6 protein-coding genes and 1 pseudogene are annotated in these 6,892 nt (G+C 34.0%); 3 read left to right on the forward strand and 4 right to left on the reverse strand.

Annotated elements, in window-relative coordinates; genetic code table 11:
• Positions 1-87: 87 nt before the first annotated feature.
• Positions 88-1,311, reverse strand: a pseudogene (locus tag Q0Q99_RS09300) (ATP-dependent DNA helicase RecG); the annotation flags it as partial.
• A gap of 98 nt (positions 1,312-1,409) precedes the next feature.
• On the opposite strand from Q0Q99_RS09300, the gene Q0Q99_RS09305 reads away from it, so the two are divergent.
• Complete coding sequence (locus Q0Q99_RS09305; RefSeq protein ID WP_293894748.1) at positions 1,410-3,497, forward strand: M1 family metallopeptidase; 2,088 nt, start codon at positions 1,410-1,412, stop codon at positions 3,495-3,497.
• Positions 3,494-4,396, forward strand: a complete 903-nt coding sequence (locus Q0Q99_RS09310; protein ID WP_293894751.1) for a patatin-like phospholipase family protein — start codon at positions 3,494-3,496, stop codon at positions 4,394-4,396. Before Q0Q99_RS09305 ends, Q0Q99_RS09310 begins: the two co-directional genes overlap by 4 nt.
• Position 4,397: 1 nt before the next feature.
• Here Q0Q99_RS09310 and Q0Q99_RS09315 read toward each other — a convergent pair whose 3' ends face one another.
• The 3 genes from Q0Q99_RS09315 to Q0Q99_RS09325 all read right to left on the reverse strand — a co-directional run bounded on the left by Q0Q99_RS09315 (position 4,398) and on the right by Q0Q99_RS09325 (position 6,341).
• Positions 4,398-5,594 carry a GAF domain-containing sensor histidine kinase gene (locus tag Q0Q99_RS09315; protein ID WP_293894755.1) on the reverse strand — a complete coding sequence of 399 codons (1,197 nt, stop codon included), beginning with the start codon at positions 5,592-5,594 and terminating at the stop codon, positions 4,398-4,400.
• A gap of 77 nt (positions 5,595-5,671) precedes the next feature.
• Entirely contained in the window at positions 5,672-5,872 is a 201-nt protein-coding gene (locus Q0Q99_RS09320) for a helix-turn-helix transcriptional regulator (RefSeq protein WP_293894758.1), read from the reverse strand.
• Positions 5,862-6,341 (reverse strand): hypothetical protein, encoded by a 480-nt coding sequence (locus Q0Q99_RS09325; RefSeq protein ID WP_293894761.1) that lies wholly within the window; start codon positions 6,339-6,341, stop codon positions 5,862-5,864. The genes Q0Q99_RS09320 and Q0Q99_RS09325 overlap by 11 nt, the downstream gene beginning before the upstream one ends.
• 162 nt (positions 6,342-6,503) lie before the next feature.
• Between Q0Q99_RS09325 and Q0Q99_RS09330 the strand changes: the two genes are divergently transcribed.
• Positions 6,504-6,892: magnesium chelatase domain-containing protein (locus tag Q0Q99_RS09330; RefSeq protein ID WP_293894764.1), on the forward strand; the 389-nt coding region annotated here is incomplete at its 3' end.

Below are 6,892 nucleotides of genomic sequence, written 5' to 3' on the forward strand. Positions count from 1 at the left end.
ACGAGCAACATCGTTTTGGTGTGGAGCAGCGTTCAAAACTATGGCAAAAAAATGATATTCCACCACATGTTTTGGTCATGACCGCTACTCCACACCAAAACGATGTTGCTCGTCAATAATTGCCAACCCTAAATTATTGAATTTCACTTTGTCTTCGAGTAATGCATGCGTACCAATAATAATGTGCAGACTTCCATTTTCCAATTCTTCATGGATGATTTTTCTATCGGCAGTTTTGGTTGAGCCAGTAAGTATTTTTATATTGATATTTAAGTGTTTAGCCAATTCTGTTAAACCATAATAATGTTGGTTTGCCAGGATTTCTGTTGGTGCCATCAGGCAACTTTGAAAGCCATTATCTAAAGCAATCAGCATTGCCATTAAAGCTACAATTGTTTTTCCGGAACCAACATCGCCTTGTAAAAGTCGGTTCATTTGGGCATTGGTACCCATATCGTTTCTAATTTCTTTAAGTACTTTTTTTTGCGCATTCGTCAGTTCGAATGGTAAATGATTCTGGAAGAAATTATTGAAATTTTCACCAACCACGGTAAAAGCATGCCCTTTTATTTTATGTTTTCGAACCAGGTTTTTGGTAATCAGTTGCAGTTGGATAAAAAACAATTCTTCAAACTTTAATCGGAATTGGGCTTTGGACAACAGTTCCTGACTTTTTGGAAAATGAATGTTAAATAACGCAGCGTTTTTCGGAATTAATTTTAATTCGTCCAAAAGATAAATGGGCAGGGTTTCTGCAAACTTGGCTTGCGTCTCAAAGAACAATTGCTGCATCATTTTATTGACGACTCTGTTTGAAATGCCTCGATTTGTCAAGATTTCTGTTGATGGATAAACGGGTTGCATGGCGGAACGCAGGCTTTGCTCTTGTTCTGTATGCAATTCCATTTCGGGATGCGCCATATTGAAGGTGTTTCCAAACGACGCAACTTTTCCAAAAATGACATACGGAACATTCAGTTTTAAACTGTCGCGAATCCATTTATGGCCTTGAAACCAGGTAAGTTCAATTTGGCCGCTTTCATCCACGAAAGTGGCAACCAATCGTTTTTTGGCTTTACCAAACTCAACCGTTTTGATATTGATTATTTTGCCAATGATTTGAACTTCACTGTCATTTTTTTGGAGTTCATTGATTTTGTAATAACGTGTCCTGTCGATATATCGATTCGGAAAAAAATTGACTAAATCCTCATAGCGATGAATGCCTAATTCCTTACGCAGCAACTCGCCACGTTGAGGACCAACGCCTTTGAGGTATTCGATAGGAGTTTGAAGAAGCGCGTTTGACATTAGCTGAAATTGGTATAGCGAAGATAGTTTTTTAATTTGAAAATTTGAAAAGGAGCCAATTTGAAAATGATTATATTCGTATCAGATATTGTATTTCAATGCGACATTTACTATTTCTTCTTTTTACCGTTTTCACTTTTGCACAACAAACCCCAAAAGTAGATTTTAAAACAGCTTTTGGGAATATTTCCATCAACCCCATCGAGAAAAAGGTTGCGGGTTCGGTTCGTTATGTTTTTGAAGTGAAGCAAGCTATTGATACCATCAAAATTGATGCACAAAAGATGGTTGTAACCAATGTTAAAATCAACAATAAAACTGTAAAATTTGCCAATACCGGAAAAACAATAAATTTTTTTGAAGGTTTTAAAACAGGGAATAACAGCGTTTCTTTTAGTTACGAAGCCACTCCAAAACAAACAATGTACTTTAATGGGGATTTCAGCAGCAATAGCATAAGCAATCAGCAGGTTTGGACACAAGGTCAAGGGAAATATACCAGCCATTGGTTTCCCAGTTTTGACGATGTGAATGAGAAAGTAATTTTTAATCTGAATATTAGTTTTGATAAAAAATATCAGGTTTTATCAAATGGTGTGCTGTTGAATGAGTTTCCAAATAGAAATGAAATGATTTGGGAATATCAAATGCAAAAACCAATGAGTTCCTATTTGTTGGCTGTGGCGATTGGCGATTTCAGGCATAAGGTTATCGCTTCTAAATCGGGAATTCCGCTACAGTTGTTTATTCAGGCCAAAGACACAGCCAAATTTGAAGCTACTTATCGTTATTCAAAACAAATCTTTGATTATTTGGAGAAAGAAATAGGAGTGAGGTATCCATGGAAAATCTACAAGCAAATTCCGGTGGAAGATTTCCTTTATGCCGGAATGGAGAATACATCAGCAACTATTTTCGCACAAGATTTTGTTGTGGATGATATTGGTTTTAATGATAGAAATTATGTCAATGTCAATGCGCATGAGTTGGCTCATCAATGGTTCGGCGATTTGGTAACTGCAAAATCGGGAAAACATCATTGGCTTCAGGAAGGTTTTGCAACCTATTATGCTTTGCTTGCGGAGCGACAGATTTTTGGCGATGACTATTTCTACCATCAATTATACAGAAGTTCTTTGCAACTGCGAAATGCTGCAAAAACAGATACTATTCCGGTGATGAATGAGAAAGCAAGTTCCTTTTCATTTTATCAAAAAGGCGCATGGGCATTGCACTTAATAAGGGAAACAATTGGGCCAAAGTTGTTTCAGAAAGCCGTGGGCAATTATTTGAAAAAGTACCAATATAAAAATGCAGAAACCGATGATTTCTTGACGGAAATCAGAAAAGTATCTGATTTTGATACGGCAAGATTTAAAAAAGTATGGTTAGAAGATTATCATTTCCAAAGTGATGAAGCCAACACCTTACTGAAAAAAAATAAATTCATACAAACACTTTTTGAAACCCAAAAAATGCGTTTAAAACCATTTGCTGAAAATAAGGAAAGATTTAAGGAATTGCTGCAATCCAATGTTTTTTATCCTGTAAAAACAGAAATTTTGTATCAGATAAAAGACCTTTCGTTTGAAGATAAAAAAGAATTACTGCTTTTGGCATTACAGACCAATGATGTCAAAGTGCGTCAGTCTGTCGCTGAGTTTACCGATGAAATTCCGTTAGAATTTAAGGCAGATTATGAAACCTTGTTAGATGATGCTTCTTATGATACTAAAGAGATTGCGTTGATAAGATTATGTAATAGTTTTCCAGATAACGAACTTAACTATTTGGAAAAAGCAAAGAATTGGATGGGAAATAATGATTTGGGATTACGAACTACATTTTTACTTTTAACTCAAAAAGCAAAAGATTTTGATGAAAAGCAAAAAGAAAAATACTTCGAAGAATTGGTTGATTACACTTCACCTAAATATGAAAGTTCTATACGGCAGAGCGCAATTAGTGTAGCTTTACAGTCAAACCAACCAATCGATATTGAAGTTTTGAAAAACATAGTAAAAGGAACGACACACTTTAAATGGCAGTTCAGTAAGTTTTCGAGAGAATATATTAGACAATTATTGTTGCAAGATGATTATAGGAGTTCGTTTCAGTCATTAATTCCTCAACTTAACGAAAAGGAAAAAGCCCAATTACAAAGATTATTAGATGAAAAGAAATGAGAGCATTAGTAATTTCCGGTGGCGGCAGTAAAGGCGCTTTTGGCGGAGGTGTTGCGCAGTATTTGCTTCAGGAAAAATTCTGTAAATATGATATCCTTATCGGAAGTTCAACAGGAAGTTTGCTGATTCCGCATTTGGCTTTAGGGGAAGTGGACAAAATTCATCGCATTTATACCAATGTTGATATGAGTAAAATTTTCGATATCAACCCTTTTGTAGTAAAAAAAAGGGGCGACGTTGATGTGGTTTCCATAAATCATTTTAATGTGCTGTTGCAATTTTTAAAAAGGAAACGGACTTTCGGCGAAAGCTATAAACTGAGAAGATATATTAAACGGAGTTTCACTTTAAAAGAATTTACCCAATTAAAAGCCTCTAATTGCGATATCGTCGTTACAGTTACCAATTTGTCTAAAAACGAAGTAGAATATAAGTCGATTAAGGATTTTGAGTACAATGAATTTTGCGATTGGATTTGGATTTCCTGTAATTATATTCCGTTTATGAGTCTGGCGAAAAAGGATAATTACGAATATGGCGATGGCGGATTTTCAAGTTTGGTTCCAATTCGGGAAGCTATTAATCGTGGTGCGACAGAAATTGATGTGGTGATATTGGAAACTGAGGTGCAGATTTCTCCCAAAAGTATTGGTAAAAATCCTTTTTCATTGATGATTGATTTATTTCAAATACTTTTAAATCAGGTGGAGAAGCACGATATTACCATTGGAAAATTGGCCGCAAACAACAAAAATGTAAAACTAAATTTATATTATACACCAACCACATTAACCAATAATGCCTTAATTTTTGATAAAAGAAAAATGAAGCAATGGTGGCAACAAGGCTTTGAGTATGCCAAAAACAAGAGCGAATTAATGAGTGATAATTTGCAGTAGTTTAAGCCTTAAATCTTAAGATAAATGCTGTTCCGTGACCCACTTTTGACTCCACAGTAATTTTTCCATCAGCACGTTCAATGAGGCTTTTAACAGTCGAAAGGCCTATACCTGTTCCTTTATTGTTAAACCTATCTAATTTATCCAAAATAACAAACATGCCAAAAATATTTTCCAATTGGTCTTCCTCAATGCCTATACCGTTGTCTTTTACAAGAATTGTGTAATAATTATCTTCAGTTAAAACAGTCATGTCAATGACTACTTTTGGCTTGTCATTATATTTTATAGCGTTGCTTAACAGATTTAAGAAGATTTGATCAAAAATTCCTTTATAGTTAAAAATTTCAATGTTATTCGGAAGGTTAATTTCATATTCATTTTGAGGGTTCAACAATTGGTTACAGCGTTTCAAAACGGTATTTAAATGGAAAAATTCCTTTTCGTCCGAAATTAATGTACCACTTTTATATATACGCAGTGTAGCATCAATATAATCTTTGAGTTTTTCGGATGATTCTGTTATTAAGTTAACATAAAGTTTAGCCTCACGATTTTTTATTTGACATTGTTCACCCTTTAACAAATCTGCGAGGCCTAAAATATTGTTCAAGGGTGATTTTAAATCATACGAAACAATATTGGCAAAACTTTCTAATTCGTGATAACTTTCTTTTAGAAGATTGTTTTTTACGATTAATTTATAATTTGCTTTTTTAAATTCAATAAGATTTAAAACCTGATGGGCAAGTATTTTCAAGGCTTTTTCCTGAAACAAATTGAGTCTTTTGGTTTTGTTATCAATCACGCATAAGGTTCCTAATGCATAACCTTGTTTGTCAATTAGCGGGATTCCTGCATAGAAAACTATATTTGGGTCACTGGTTACAAGAGGCGAGTCATGAAATCGTTCATCGATTCGAGCATCTTCTACTACAAAAATTGCATCGTTATGAATGGCATGTGCACAAAATGACATAGTTCTTGGAGTTTCCCGTACCGATAAACCATGGGCTGATTTAAACCATTGCCTGCTATTGTCTACTAATGAAATTAATGAAATTGGAGTGTCGCATATTTCCGAAGCTAATTGTGTAATATCATCATAATCATTTTCTTGTTCGGTGTCTAAAATTTGGTATTCCTCCAATATTCTTAAACGACGTGCCTCATTGAGAGGTAGTTTTGCTTCTATCATTGATTGTACTTTTTAACTAAGCAAAAATATAAATAAACAATTATTAGAATTATTTTTTTGCTTAATGTTTGTTAATTCTAGTCTTTAGTTTCCAAGTTAAAGATTTCCTCAACAGATTTATCAAAATACCTAGCCAACTTTAAAGCAAGAACCGTTGACGGAACATATTTTCCTTTTTCCATTGCGTTTATGGTTTGTCGACTGACGCTGATTTGTTTAGCTAATTCTTCTTGAGAAATATTTTTAATAGCTCTCAAAACTTTTAGATTATTCGTCATCGTTCGAAGTTTTATTGAGTTTGTAAATCAAATAATGAAAGCGTATGATAAAGAAAAGCAGCAATGTAAATGTATTAAAAAACAACACGTTAAGATATGAAAACCCGTAAACAAATATCGTAAAGAATAAAATCAATCCATAGTTTAAATAGGTTGCCCAAACCAAACTTTCGTATCTTATTTTGGAAGTGAATTCATCTTCAATTTTTAATTTGGAAAAGCCTACCAAAATACCCCCAATGATTAAACTATACAGCAATACTTCATCAGCAATGCTATTCTCAATCACAGAAAAATAATTATTTGGACTCATAATGCCCGTTTCGGTAAAAGCAAAAACTTTCACAACCCAACACTTTTCAATATTGAGATTTGCAATAGAAATAATCAGCGAAGCAATAAACGAAGGAACAAATAATAGCCATCCTAATTTCTTGAATTTGTTCGGAAATAAAAAGTGTGTTTTCATATTGTCGTTTTAAATTTATGTTAAAAGTAAAATATATTTTACTAATAGACAAATAAACTTTACAAAAAGTTTATTTTATTTTACATTTAGTTTAAAATGTACACTTTTTGCCTACTTATTATTTACAGCTTTATTCTATTTTTATTTTTAAAAATAGAGTAAATGCTAGTAAAAGTTTTTGGAAGTGCCGTTTTTGGAGTGGAAGCCACAACAATCACTGTAGAAGTAAATATAGATAAAGGTGTTGGTTATCATTTGGTGGGCCTGCCAGACAACGCCATTAAAGAAAGCAGTTACCGAATTGCAGCCGCTTTGAAAAATAATGGTTACAATTTACCGGGAAAGAAAATCACAATAAACATGGCGCCAGCCGATTTGCGCAAAGAAGGTTCTGCCTATGATTTGACTTTAGCCATCGGAATTCTTGCCGCTTCAGGTCAAATAAAAGCCGATGAAGTTGACCAATATTTAATTATGGGAGAATTGTCGCTCGATGGCGGTTTGCAACCAATAAAAGGCGCACTTTCTATTGCTATTAAAGCCAAAGAAGA

The organism is Flavobacterium sp. (assembly GCF_025352425.1).
Lineage (GTDB): Bacteria > Bacteroidota > Bacteroidia > Flavobacteriales > Flavobacteriaceae > Flavobacterium.